General features: G+C 53.1%; 13 protein-coding genes. 9 read left to right on the top strand and 4 right to left on the bottom strand.

Features of this window, described 5'->3' with window-relative positions:
• Positions 1-64: 64 nt before the first annotated feature.
• On the bottom strand, positions 65-562 hold the full coding sequence (locus ABJI30_RS09760) for a prepilin peptidase (protein ID WP_348018001.1): 498 nt from the start codon (positions 560-562) through the stop codon (positions 65-67).
• Positions 563-622: 60 nt separating this feature from the next.
• Here ABJI30_RS09760 and ABJI30_RS09755 point away from each other — a divergent pair, with 60 nt between their 5' ends.
• From ABJI30_RS09755 to ABJI30_RS09745, 3 genes are all read left to right on the top strand, one after another.
• A complete protein-coding gene (locus ABJI30_RS09755) occupies positions 623-1585 on the top strand; it encodes an alpha/beta hydrolase (RefSeq protein ID WP_348018000.1) in 963 nt (320 codons plus the stop codon).
• Positions 1582-2697: an FAD-binding oxidoreductase gene (locus ABJI30_RS09750; RefSeq protein ID WP_348017999.1), complete on the top strand. Its 1116-nt coding sequence runs from the start codon at positions 1582-1584 to the stop codon at positions 2695-2697. The genes ABJI30_RS09755 and ABJI30_RS09750 overlap by 4 nt, the downstream gene beginning before the upstream one ends.
• A 98-nt stretch (positions 2698-2795) precedes the next feature.
• The gene (locus ABJI30_RS09745; RefSeq protein WP_348017998.1) at positions 2796-2972 is read left to right on the top strand and encodes a DUF1508 domain-containing protein; all 177 of its coding nucleotides are present in this window, start codon (positions 2796-2798) and stop codon (positions 2970-2972) included.
• 15 nt (positions 2973-2987) lie between these two features.
• On the opposite strand, the gene rnhA is transcribed toward ABJI30_RS09745, so the two are convergent.
• The 3 genes from rnhA to ispH are packed head-to-tail and all read right to left on the bottom strand — an operon-like array spanning position 2988 to position 5358.
• The gene (gene rnhA / locus ABJI30_RS09740) at positions 2988-3443 is read right to left on the bottom strand and encodes a ribonuclease HI (protein ID WP_348017997.1); all 456 of its coding nucleotides are present in this window, start codon (positions 3441-3443) and stop codon (positions 2988-2990) included.
• On the bottom strand, positions 3440-4399 hold the full coding sequence (gene thrB, locus ABJI30_RS09735) for a homoserine kinase (RefSeq protein ID WP_348017996.1): 960 nt from the start codon (positions 4397-4399) through the stop codon (positions 3440-3442). The genes rnhA and thrB overlap by 4 nt, the downstream gene beginning before the upstream one ends.
• Positions 4399-5358: a 4-hydroxy-3-methylbut-2-enyl diphosphate reductase gene (gene ispH / locus ABJI30_RS09730; protein ID WP_348017995.1), complete on the bottom strand. Its 960-nt coding sequence runs from the start codon at positions 5356-5358 to the stop codon at positions 4399-4401. Before ispH ends, thrB begins: the two co-directional genes overlap by 1 nt.
• A 187-nt stretch (positions 5359-5545) precedes the next feature.
• Here ispH and ABJI30_RS09725 point away from each other — a divergent pair, with 187 nt between their 5' ends.
• The 6 genes from ABJI30_RS09725 to scpB all read left to right on the top strand — a co-directional run bounded on the left by ABJI30_RS09725 (position 5546) and on the right by scpB (position 11293).
• Complete coding sequence (locus ABJI30_RS09725; RefSeq protein WP_348108519.1) at positions 5546-6175, top strand: hypothetical protein; 630 nt, start codon at positions 5546-5548, stop codon at positions 6173-6175.
• A 75-nt stretch (positions 6176-6250) separates the two neighbouring features.
• Positions 6251-7972, top strand: a complete 1722-nt coding sequence (argS, locus tag ABJI30_RS09720; protein WP_348017993.1) for an arginine--tRNA ligase — start codon at positions 6251-6253, stop codon at positions 7970-7972.
• 53 nt (positions 7973-8025) lie between these two features.
• Entirely contained in the window at positions 8026-8655 is a 630-nt protein-coding gene (locus ABJI30_RS09715) for an SPOR domain-containing protein (protein WP_348017992.1), read from the top strand.
• A 124-nt stretch (positions 8656-8779) separates the two neighbouring features.
• Entirely contained in the window at positions 8780-9787 is a 1008-nt protein-coding gene (nagZ, locus tag ABJI30_RS09710; protein ID WP_348017991.1) for a beta-N-acetylhexosaminidase, read from the top strand.
• Positions 9787-10569, top strand: a complete 783-nt coding sequence (locus ABJI30_RS09705; RefSeq protein WP_348017990.1) for a ScpA family protein — start codon at positions 9787-9789, stop codon at positions 10567-10569. The genes nagZ and ABJI30_RS09705 overlap by 1 nt, the downstream gene beginning before the upstream one ends.
• Positions 10562-11293 carry an SMC-Scp complex subunit ScpB gene (gene scpB / locus ABJI30_RS09700; RefSeq protein WP_348017989.1) on the top strand — a complete coding sequence of 244 codons (732 nt, stop codon included), beginning with the start codon at positions 10562-10564 and terminating at the stop codon, positions 11291-11293. Before ABJI30_RS09705 ends, scpB begins: the two co-directional genes overlap by 8 nt.
• The last annotated feature ends 1 nt before the right edge of the window (position 11294 follow it).

Raw genomic sequence — 11294 nt, 5'->3', positions numbered from 1 at the left:
CCTCCTGAATGCCCCACCTGTTTTGATCATCTTGAAAATAATCAGATGGCGGTAGATTTCTCTTTCAAGCAAAATGGTTAAAATATCGTTCGTACAATTTTGTAACTTGATCCCCCCAGATCGTCCAAAGTCCCGCAAATGATATTGCGACACCGTAGGGCACCTTTATTGGACCAGGGGTTTTGTGGATTCTGTTTCGGATCATCATTAACGCCGTCAACACGCCGCCGGCGATCGACATGATGATCAACATGTGCACCAAAGGGAGCCAATGGAGCCATAAAGCAATGGCTCCCAACAGTTTTACATCCCCGCCGCCCATGGCGCCCAGAGCGAAAAAACCGGCAAATATGGTAAACACCAAAGCAGCGATACCAATTTGCATGATCATTTCCGGCCAGAAGTTCATGCCGCTGGCAATCCAGAAGACAGGTGCACCGAGTGCAATAAGGATGTTGAGCCGATTGGAAATCGTGCGGCTTTTGATATCCGTAATCGCAGCAACGATTAGTGCAATTGCCAAGCCGCTCCAGAGCAAGTAGATAAATTGTTCGCCGTTCATGCGATCTGCTTTAGAAAAAATGACTTACCAAATAGTAACCATGATAGCCGGAGCCCATTTTTGAACCGATCCATTGACCCGCCGTTCAATCGACGATCAATCCCGGCAATGGCGGAGGAATCTTTCTGGACCACTCCGGATGACTGGGATTTACGCCGTATTGACTGGAACCAGCAGAATGGAAAACCCAAAGGATCCGTTCTGTTCATGACCGGTCGTGCCGATTTCTATGAGAAATATCTGGAGACATTTCACGATTTTCATCGCGAGGGCTGGAACGTAACATCCGCGGATTGGCGTGGACAAGGAAGATCGGGACGATGTGGACCGCATCCTCATGTTGGTCATATCAAAGATTTCGCGATTTGGGTCGATGACCTGACAGCATTGTTCGCGGATTGGCAGCAAAGTCATCCTGGACCGCATGTCGTGATTGGACACAGCATGGGTGGGCATATCGTATTGCGTACGTTGGCTGAACAGCGGATCCATCCAGACGCATCGATATTGAGCGCTCCCATGCTTGCCCCGGTCGGCGGCGGAATGCCTGAATGGACCGCTCATCTGATCGCCCGCATCATGTGCGGGATGGGAAGGGCAAAGCGCCGCGCATGGAAAGTCAGCGAAAAACCGCTGGAACCGGAGGTGCTACGTCAAGGGTTGCTGACTCACGATGTCGAACGTTACTCAGATGAGTTTTTCTGGTTTTCCGAACGCCCCGATCTGCGCCTTGGTCCTGCGAGTTGGCGCTGGGTTGAACGGGCCTATGGTTCCACCAAAAAGCTCAGGAACCGCAAGAACCTGGAGTACATGGATATTCCGATGCTGGTGTTGGCGACCGAAACAGATGAATTGGTCGACCACCCGACGATCATGCGTGCGGTGCATTTGTTGCCCCACGCCAGGCTCAAGCTCTTTGGACAGGAATGTGCACACGAAATATATCGCGAATGCGATGCTGTTCGCGACGAGGCGCTGAAGTCCAGCTTCCAGTTTCTGGATGAGGTGCTGACAAAGCGATGACGGATTATGATGTTATTATCGTTGGTGCGGGCATAGCCGGGGCCAGCGTCGCTTCCGAAATTTCGGAAGATTGTTCGGTGTTGATTTTGGAAGCCGAATATCAGCCCGGCTATCATTCGACCGGCCGGTCTGCGGCTTTCTGGACAGAAAGCTATGGCGGCCCGTTGGTTCAGCCCTTGACCACCGCATCTTGTGCTTTCCTTAAAAACCCGCCTGCCGGTATTTCCGAAAAGAGTCTGCTACTGCAGCGAGGCGCCATTAATATCGGGCGGACCGAGGAAGCACATCTCGCTGACCAGCTTTTGTCCGCATTCTCCGGAAGCGGAGTCGCGATGGATCGCTGGAGCCGAGAGGAAATCCAGACCAGGGTACCGCTTCTCAAAACAGGTTGGGATCACGCCATTTTTGAACCGGATTGCTGTGACATCGACGTTGCCGGGCTTCACACTGGATATCTGGCCAATGCCCGGCGCAATGGAACGGTGATTCAATGCAACGCACGTGTGACCAATATCAGTCGCACAAACGACATCTGGCGGGTTAAAGCTGGCGACAAAAGCTATTCCGCTCCTGTTCTCGTTAATGCTGCTGGCGCATGGGCCGACACGATCGCTAATTTTGCCGGTGCTGCGCCCATCGGTATCCAACCCATGTTGAGAACTATGGTTCAGCTTCGCACTGATCCACCTTCCCATCCGGATGTCCCCCTTGTTGTTGCGCTTGATGGTAGCTTTTATTTCAAACCGGAGGCCAGCGGCAGCTACTGGTTGAGCCCGCATGACGAGACAGCGGTTCTGCCCGGAGATGTTGCTCCAGAGGAGATGGATGTGGCAGTGGCCATAGACCGGTTTCTTTCGGTACTCGATGTGAATGTTCAGAGCGTGACACGAAAATGGGCCGGTTTGAGAAGTTTTGCGCCAGATCGTTTGCCTGTTTACGGGTTTGATCCCGAAATTCCCGGGTTTTTCTGGTTTGCGGGGCAGGGCGGGTTCGGCATCCAGACTGCGCCAGCGGCGGCAAAGCTTGCGCACGCGTTGTTGCTAGGCAATCCGAAGGGCGACGATCTCAATTCCATAAATCCGGATCGCTATGATCCTGCTCGTTTCAGATAACCGGTTCAGGTTTTACAATTTTTCGTTTGCGCCTGCCTTTTGAACAGGCAATAAAAATCCGTCGTCCAGACTGGCGACCCAAAAAGGAGATGAGGCTTATGGCGCACAAGTTTGAAATTTATAAAGACAAGAAGGGTGAATTCAGAGTTCGCTTCAAACATAACAGCGAAATCATGTTTTCAACCGAAGGTTATTCGAGCAAGGCCAGTGCTAAAAATGCGATCAAATCGATTTTGAAGAATGGCCCCAATGCTGAAATCGAAGATAACAGCTAAACTTGGCTGAGAAATTCAGGCGCCGCCCCTGATCTGATCGAGGGCGGCGTCGCTAGCCAGCTGGTCCGCGCGTTCATTGTCAGCGTCACCGGCATGGCCTTTTACCCATATCCATTCGATCTGGTGGCGTTTGACCGCTTCTAACAGGTCTTGCCAGAGGTCGGCATTCTTTACAGGTTTTTTGGCCGCCGTGCGCCAGCCATTTTTTTGCCAGTTATGAACCCATTGCGTGATGCCATCCTTGACGTAGGTGCTATCGATCGACAGTTTTACCTGGCATGGACGTTTAAGCGTGTTTAACGCCTCGATCGCCGCGCGAAGTTCCATCCGGTTGTTGGTTGTCTCTGGCTCGCTTCCGGATATTTCCTTTTCATGCCCGTTATAGCGGATAATCGCGCCCCAGCCTCCCGGTCCGGGATTTCCCTTGCAGGCGCCATCCGTGGCAATCTCGACATGCTGCGAATTCGTCACAGCGTGAAAGCGTCCGCATTGTTCTGATAAAACCGCAACCGATTCAAAAACGCCATCGGATCCTTGCGGGTCACCAGCGCTTCGGGCGGTGTGTTGATCCAGTCATAGGCGCGCGTCAGCAAGAAACGAAGTGCTGCTCCGCGAGCCAAAATGGGCAGGGCAGCGAATTCATTTGCCATGATCGGGCGTGCGTGATGATACCCGGCCATCAGCGCAGCAGACAGGCTTTCCTGATAGACCGATCCGTCGTCGGAAAAACACCAGGCAGCGTGAGTAACCGCTACGTCATAGGCCGTGAAGTCGGTGCAGCTGAAATAGAAATCAATCACGCCTGTCACTTCGTCGCCGAGCATCAGCACGTTATCCGGGAACAGGTCCGCATGAATGGCCGAGACGGTGAGATCTTTTGGCCAGTGCTGCTCAAGAAATCGGAGCTCGCTGGAAATAATGTCAGCCAAACCCACTTCAATTTTGTCCAACTCCGCTTCCCCGCAATCGTTCGCCAGTCTGGCCCAGCTCGCGAGACCCATGTCATTTGTACGGCGCGGTTCATAGTTCAGGGTTGCCTCGTGCATCTTCGCCAGTGCTTGGCCTGCGGCCTTAGCCTGACCTGGTGTCGGATGAGATACTGACACACCGGGAAGAAACTGGATCAGACAGGCTGTTCTTCCAGCGAGCTGCTGGATTTGTTGGCCGTGACGGTCCTTTATCGCAGGCGGTACGGGCAACCCGGCCCGTTGCAGATCATCCAGCAAGCCCAGAAAAAAAGGCAAATCTTCAGGGTCAACTCGTTTCTCGTAGAGAGTCAGTATGAATCGGTCTTTTGTGGTTTCAATCAGATAGTTGCTGTTTTCAACACCTTCGGCAATGCCTTTCGCCGAAACCAGCGTGCCCACTTCATATTGCTGCAGGAACGTTTCTATTTCTTCAGATGCTACCCGCGTATAAACCGCCATCAAGCTGTTTCCAGGCCACGCGGGAGCTTGAAGACCATATTTTCATCGGCAGTTCTGATTTTTTGTTCATCTATCGTGAAATGTTCGGCGAGCCGGTTTTTTACTTCACGAACCAGAATCTCTGGTGCCGAAGCTCCTGCCGTCAATCCGAGAGCGGTGACGCCATCGAACCAGCTCATATCAATTTCATCTGCTCTCTGGATCAAATAGGATGTTGCACCTTCCCGTTCCGCGACTTCGACAAGTCGCAGGCTGTTGGAACTGTTGGGGGCTCCGATGACCAGAACCAGCTGACATGAGGCCGCAATCTGCTTCACGGCATCCTGCCGATTGGACGTTGCGTAGCAAATGTCCTCGCCCTTGGGACCAACGATGTCCGGAAAGCGTTTTTGCAATGCTTCGATAATTGCTTGAGTATCGTCCACAGAAAGCGTGGTTTGAGTCAGGAAAGCCAATTTGTCAGGATCATCGGGATTCAAGGCCGCGACGTCGTCCAGCGTTTCGACCAGCGTCATATGTCCATCCTCAACCTGACCAAATGTTCCGATGACTTCGGGATGATTGGCGTGACCTACGAAAAGAATATGGCGACCAGCCTCGACCTGACGCTCTGCCTGGCGATGAACTTTGGATACCAGAGGGCATGTTGCATCGAGATACTCCAGACCACGTTCTTCGGCTTTGTGCGGAACAGCCTTTGGCACGCCGTGTGCGGAAAAAACGACGGGAACCCCATCTGGGACCTCATCAAGCTCTTCAACAAAAACGGCTCCGAGTTCACGCAAGTTATCTACGACATACCGGTTGTGCACGATTTCGTGCCGGACATAGACTGGTGGGCCGTATTTTTCGATCGCGAGTTCGACGATTTTTATCGCGCGATCAACGCCGGCGCAAAAACCTCTGGGGGCGGCTACAAGCAAGCTTATCTGCCGCTTTTGTATTTTCGAGTCAGTCATAGTCAGTGCCTTAGGGAAAAACCGGGTTGGCGAAAAGCCCATCTGTTCATCTTATGGACGGTTGCACCGCATTAAAGGCACAGATAAGGGTTGCAAAACCCAAATCATGTGCGCCCTCCATATGGGTGTCATCAGGGAACAAACGCAAGGATCAAGCATGAAATTGAATGGCCGCATGAAATATCCAATGTTCGCTAGTGTAATGGCGGTCACGCTGTCCGGTTGTGCGCAAGATGGCGCGCTGGATGTGAGTACCGGAGTCGGCGTTTCGATTACCAGAACAGGCTGTCCGGCAGTGGCTGTCCCTGATCATACCGGAGATATCACGATCTTCAGTCCGGCGGGTAGTACAGATGCAAGCGCAATTGATGTTGTTGCGAACATTACCAACGTGCGCTCCACTTGTAACAATGAATCAGCCAGAATTTACAGCGAAGCGTCATTTGATGTCTACGCAGTGCGGTCTCGCCCTGAAGGAGCGCGCACCGTTACCATTCCTTATTTCTCCACTGTTGTTCAAGGCGGCACGGCTGTCGTCGCCAAGCGCGTTAAAAATGTAACGCTGCAATTTGCTGATGGTGCCTACCGTGCGAGTGCATCTGGTAAAGCCGGAGCTTATGTTGACGCAGCATCAGCACGGTTGCCGGATGATGTCGTCGAACGTATTACCCGGCGACGCAAGCCGGGAGACCCGGATGCGGCATTGGATCCCCTCGCAGATCCAGCTGTTCGCGCCGCTGTTGCCCGTGCATCTTTTGAGTTGCTGGTTGGTTTTCAGTTAACCTCCGAGCAATTGCAATATAACGCGACGCGATGAAGGTTTGTGCCTTTGACGATTGATTCAGCTTGATTCTGTTGGGCTGATTGGCCTTTTGACGGATTGAGTGAAACTATGTTGTTCCAAAAATTTCAGCGGCATGTTGATGAAGCGCTAGACCATCTGGCAACCGATGCAGTGTTACCGGCAGATCTGGATCGTAAAAATGTGACGTTGGAGCCTCCGCGCGATCCGGCTCACGGCGATTTGTCGACCAATGCTGCCATGGTTCTGTCGAAAGCAGCTGGCATGAAGCCACGTGATCTGGCGGAAAAGATCACCGAGAAGCTCAAGACGCTTGATGATGTCAAAACTGCGGAAATCGCAGGGCCGGGATTCATCAATCTGCGGGTCAGTGATAGCGTCTTGATCGAAGAACTGAACGAAATAGCGGCGCAAAGCAGCGAATATGGGCGATCCACCAAAGGGAAGGGCGTCACTGTTAACGTGGAATATGTCTCCGCCAATCCCACCGGTCCAATGCATATGGGCCATTGTCGGGGTGCCGTTGTCGGCGACGCACTGGCTGATCTGCTAGAGGCTATCGGCCACAAGGTGATCCGCGAATATTATGTGAATGATGCCGGCGCGCAAGTCGATATTCTCGCAGAATCGGCTCATATTCGTTATCGGGAAGCCTTGGGCGAAACGATTATGGTCATTCCCGAGGGGCTTTATCCCGGAGAATATTTGAAACCTGTGGGCTCGGCATTGGCACAGCAGTTCGGTGATCAATATGTAAATGCCCCCGTCGAAGAGTGGCTTCCGATTTTCCGCAAAGCCGCGGTTTCCGGAATGATGGACATGATCCGCTCCGATCTCGCATTGCTTGGTATCAAGCATGATGTCTTTTCATCTGAAGCTGAGTTGCATGAAGCCGGAAAGGCAGATGCGGCGGAAGCCGAGCTGCGGGCGCGTGATCTGGTTTATGACGGCGTGCTGGAAAAGCCGAAAGGTAAGACCATTGATGATTGGGAGGCGGTCGAGTTGCCGCTTTTCCGATCTACGCAATTTGGTGATGATCAGGATCGGCCGATCAAAAAATCAAACGGCCGCTGGACCTATTTTGGCGGTGATCTCGCTTATCATTTCCAGAAAGCGCAGGATGCTGATGAACTGATTGATATTTGGGGTGCGGATCATTCCGGAACTGTGAAACGGATCAAGGCAGCGGTTGCTGCGCTCACTCGGGGCAAGACCAAGTTTGACGTCAAGCTCGTCCAGATGGTGCGCTTGTTGCGTAATGGTGAGCCTGAAAAAATGTCGAAGCGTTCAGGAAACTTTGTCACGATCGCCGATATGGTCGACGAAGTGGGCAAGGATGCCGTACGGTTTACGATGCTGACCCGCAAAGCCGACGCACAGATGGATTTTGACTTTGCTAAAGTCACCGAAGCATCACGGGACAACCCGGTATTTTATGTCCAATATGCACATGCCCGGATACAATCGATACTGCGCAAAGCGGCGGAAGAAGAAATTTATCCGTCTGATGCAGATCTGACAAAGCTGGATGGAGAAGATCTCGAACTGGTGAAACTGGCAGCGCAATTCCCGAGAATTGTCGAATCAGCGGCGCAAAATCGCGAGCCACATCGAGTCGCTTTCTATTTGAACGACCTCGCAGCAGCGTTTCATGCATTTTATAATTTGGGCAATGATCGGCCTGACAGGCGGATCCTGATGGTTAATGATCCTCAAACGACGTCTGCGAGGCTTTTCTTAGTTAAAAATATCGGGCAAACAATTCGTAACGGTTTGGCGCTAATGGGTGTTGAGGCTGCCGACAATATGTAGGCATGTGTCAGAATTGCGCTTAGGTTAGTGACCGGTAGTGGGGAGTTTGTCGAATGTCCGAAGGTAATCGCGATAGTCTGGATCTGGATGATGAAGATCGTCTGCCTTGGCTGGAATCTGCGGATGACTATGATGATGACGGCGAATATTCACCCGTCCGTGTTGCATTATTCGTGCTGGCTGGCTTGCTTCTGCTAGGCGGCATTGTTGGCGGTGTTTACTGGTTGCAGAATCGGGACAATGACGGCCTGGACGGTAGCGGCGAACTGATTGCGGCACAGGAAGGCGACTATAAGGTTCGCCCTGATGATCCTCAGGCCCGGCAGTTTGAAGGCGAAGGCGATGCAAGCTTCGCGGCCAGCGAAGGCAAGGATACCAACGCGAAGCTTGGCACCAGTGCACCCGTGGAAGCCCCGGTACGTAAACCCGAAGCACCCAATGCACCGGGCAGCGCCATGATCCAGCTGGGCGCGTTTAGCACAGCGGCTATGGCGGACCGCAGCTGGGCCGGTTTTGCACGGCGCTTCACCGATATCGGTTCGCTGCCCAAGAAAATTGTACGCGGTTCTGTTGAAGGAAGTCCCATATATCGGCTCAATGCCGTGGCGCCCAGCGTTGCGCAGGCTCAACAGGTTTGTAACAGCCTGAAAGCTGCCGGTGAAAGCTGTCTGGTCGTCCGATAACGGAACATCAGGGGATTCGCTGTGGATAACGGCGCTTTCTGCTTTACCGGCCCAGGTCTTTTGCCCATGGTATTCCGGTTATGATTTGCAATTTGTTCCTGCGCCCATTTCTTGAGGTCGGCCCGTGAAACCGGTAATTTTCGGGACGTCAGGTTTGAGGCTGACCGCAGATGAAAAGGCGTTTTTCAAAGACAGCGATCCTGCAGGCTATATCATTTTTGGACGAAATATTGAGAACAAGCAGCAGCTGCTCGCACTGACGGACGAATTGCGTGCCCTTCACGGTCGCGAGAACCTGGCGATACTGATCGATCAAGAGGGCGGCCGTGTTGCACGAATGAAAGAGCCTGTCTGGCCCAAATTCCCTTCCGGTGAGATATTTTCCCGGCTGTACGATATTGCTCCGGCAACGGCGATCGAAGCTGCTCGGTTGAACGCGCAAGCGATTGCTGAAAGCCTCTCTGAAGTTGGCGTAACCGTGAATTGCTTACCGCTGCTTGATGTCAGACAGCCCGAAACGGTTGATGCTATTGGTGATCGCGCCATGGGCAGTGATCCCATGCAGGTCGCGGCTCTTGGCCGTGCTGTTATTGATGGTCAGAAACAAGGCGGGGTCGTGAGCGTGGTCAAGCATATGCCGGGCCATGGCCGGGCGGTTGTCGACAGCCATATGGAACTGCCGCACGTGTCGGCTTCGCGCGAACAGTTAGAGACGGATATCGCTCCGTTCAGATCTCTTTCCGGTGCCGCCATGGGTATGACCGCGCATATTGTTTACGAAGCCTGGGACCACGACCGTTGCGCCAGCCTGTCTCCAATCGTTATCAACGATATCATTCGGGGTGAAATTGGTTTTGATGGCCTGCTTTTCTCTGATGATCTCGATATGAAAGCGTTGAAGGGTGAGGTTCCGTCTCGCGCCCGCGACGTGGTAGCCGCCGGTTGCGACATTGCGCTCAATTGCTGGGGCCGGATGGATGAGATGGTCGCCACGGTTCAACTTCTTGATGATATTTCCGATGTTTCGCGCCAGCGGCTCGACCGCGCGATGGCAGTAGAAAATACTGATCGGCAGCATGCGGAACTGGCAGAACTCTTGTCGCGGCGTGATGCGCTATTGGCGGTAGCTTGATGACCGAAGCCACTGAACTAGAAAGTTTTTTCTTTACCTCGCCTGTGCAGGATGATGACGACTCCCTGACATTGAACATCGACGGATGGGAGGGGCCGCTTGACTTGCTGCTGGCGCTCGCGCGCAATCAGAAAGTCGATTTGCGCGAGATTTCCATTCTGGAGCTGGTCCAGCAATATCTCAAATATATTGCCGATGCGCAGTCGTTGAAACTGGAGCTGGCGGCAGATTATTTGGTGATGGCGGCCTGGCTGACTTATCTGAAATCCGGCTTGCTGTTGCCCAAGGATCCCGAAGTTGATCCATCTCCGGAAGAGCTGGCACTCCGATTGCAAATGCGGCTGGAACGCCTCAATGCCATGCGAGAAGCGGGAGCGCGTTTGCTGGCGCGTGATCGGGTTGGTCGTGATGTTTTTGCGCGCGGCGCACCGGAAGGCTTGCGGGTTGTGAAAAACCGGCATTGGCAGGCGGAATATTATGACCTGATTTCTGCCTATAGCCGGGTGAAGTTGAGAAGCGCACCAGCCGTGCATATCGTCAAGCAGCGTCTGGTGATGACGCTGGAAGATGCTTTGGCGCGGGTGTCACTGATGCTTGGTGAAGCGATTGACTGGATGGATATTCGGGATTTTCTGCCCCCGGGTGCGCCTCCGCAATTGCGCAAGTCTGCACTGGCATCAAGTTTCGTTGCGGCGCTCGAGCTCGCTCGGCAAGGAAAGCTTGTGATGAGTCAGGATGAAAGTTTTGCGCCGCTCAGACTGAAGGCAAAAAGTGATGGATGAAGATGTGACTGAAGATCAAAGCTTGATACTGGACGGCGCGACTGAATCGGCAAGGGAAATCGACGTTGGTATTCGTGCCGTCGAAGCGACTTTATTCGCTTCCGAAAATCCAATGACAATAGCCGATATCAAGCTTTACGTTGGCGATGATATTGATATTCGGGCCACGCTGAAGCGTCTTGAGAGCGACTATGCGGAGCGCGGTGTTACGTTGATCCGGGCAGGAGATCGCTGGCACTTCCAGACCGCCCATGATTTGTCTCATTTGCTTCGCCGGGAACGTGCAGAATTGCGCAAACTAAGTCGGGCTGGAATGGAAACTCTTGCGATCATTGCCTATCACGAACCCGTCAGTCGGGCGGAAATCGAAGCTATCCGCGGCGTCCAGGTGGCCAAAGGTACGCTGGATGTGCTGATGGAAGCGGGATGGGTCCGTCCTGCCGGGCGCCGGGAAGTCCCCGGTCGACCGCTTATCTATGCAACCACTGCGGAATTCCTGACACATTTTGGCCTGCAAAGTCGCAAGGATTTGCCGGGGATAGATGACCTGAAAGCGGCGGGATTACTGGATCCTGTTGATCTCGCGCTGGAACGGATGGAGATGGAAGCCGAAGAAGCTATTGAATCGGCTGGGCACCCGGAAGCGATAGTGAACGCGTCTTTGGACGAAGAAAGTGAGTCTGAAACCACGCTGTCACTGGAAAACGCTGAGGAAAGCGCCTAAG

This window comes from Parasphingorhabdus sp., from assembly GCF_039968395.1.
Taxonomy (GTDB): domain Bacteria; phylum Pseudomonadota; class Alphaproteobacteria; order Sphingomonadales; family Sphingomonadaceae; genus Parasphingorhabdus.
The sequence above is the reverse complement of the archived record's forward strand: the minus strand, read 5'-3'. Positions and strand labels throughout refer to the sequence as shown.

What these genes read in the sequence shown, in the direction of transcription:
- ABJI30_RS09725 (WP_348108519.1), top strand. Translation starts at nt 5,546, where the DNA reads ATGTTCGCTAGTGTAATGGCGGTCACGCTGTCCGGTTGTGCGCAAGAT.
- ABJI30_RS09760 (WP_348018001.1), bottom strand. Translation starts at nt 562, where the DNA reads ATGAACGGCGAACAATTTATCTACTTGCTCTGGAGCGGCTTGGCAATT.
- ispH (WP_348017995.1), bottom strand. Translation starts at nt 5,358, where the DNA reads ATGACTGACTCGAAAATACAAAAGCGGCAGATAAGCTTGCTTGTAGCC.
- argS (WP_348017993.1), top strand. Translation starts at nt 6,251, where the DNA reads ATGTTGTTCCAAAAATTTCAGCGGCATGTTGATGAAGCGCTAGACCAT.
- scpB (WP_348017989.1), top strand. Translation starts at nt 10,562, where the DNA reads ATGGATGAAGATGTGACTGAAGATCAAAGCTTGATACTGGACGGCGCG.
- ABJI30_RS09750 (WP_348017999.1), top strand. Translation starts at nt 1,582, where the DNA reads ATGACGGATTATGATGTTATTATCGTTGGTGCGGGCATAGCCGGGGCC.
- thrB (WP_348017996.1), bottom strand. Translation starts at nt 4,399, where the DNA reads ATGGCGGTTTATACGCGGGTAGCATCTGAAGAAATAGAAACGTTCCTG.
- ABJI30_RS09705 (WP_348017990.1), top strand. Translation starts at nt 9,787, where the DNA reads ATGACCGAAGCCACTGAACTAGAAAGTTTTTTCTTTACCTCGCCTGTG.
- ABJI30_RS09745 (WP_348017998.1), top strand. Translation starts at nt 2,796, where the DNA reads ATGGCGCACAAGTTTGAAATTTATAAAGACAAGAAGGGTGAATTCAGA.
- ABJI30_RS09715 (WP_348017992.1), top strand. Translation starts at nt 8,026, where the DNA reads ATGTCCGAAGGTAATCGCGATAGTCTGGATCTGGATGATGAAGATCGT.